Source organism: Paraburkholderia sp. SIMBA_027, assembly GCF_046535315.1.
GTDB lineage: Bacteria > Pseudomonadota > Gammaproteobacteria > Burkholderiales > Burkholderiaceae > Paraburkholderia > Paraburkholderia tropica.
Genome location: NZ_JAWRWY010001289.1, coordinates 1 through 248 on the forward strand (window position 1 = coordinate 1; position 248 = coordinate 248).

The following is a 248-nucleotide window of genomic DNA, read 5'->3' on the forward strand; positions in this document are numbered from 1 at the left end:
GTTAACGCAAACGGCAGGACGGGCAAGCCTGCCTGCCGGGTTACCGTTACCACCACAGGGGTGAGCAGCACCGCCGTCGTATCAAGGGACAGGAAAACGGTGCTCAGCGTAGCGAACAACGCCAGGAGCAGCCACAAAAGGACGCTGCTACCGCGTCCCCACTGCCGCAACCGGCGGGCAATCCATTGGAAGGCGCCCGCCTCGCTGACGAGTTCGGTGACAACTGTCATCGCGACCACGAACCCGAG

At 63.3% G+C, this 248-nt stretch carries 1 protein-coding gene; it reads right to left on the reverse strand.

Going from position 1 to position 248, the window contains the following annotated elements; genetic code table 11:
• On the reverse strand, positions 1–230 hold a 230-nt coding region (locus tag SB764_RS43310; RefSeq protein WP_410867210.1), incomplete at its 3' end, for an SLC13 family permease.
• Positions 231–248: the final 18 nt, after the last annotated feature.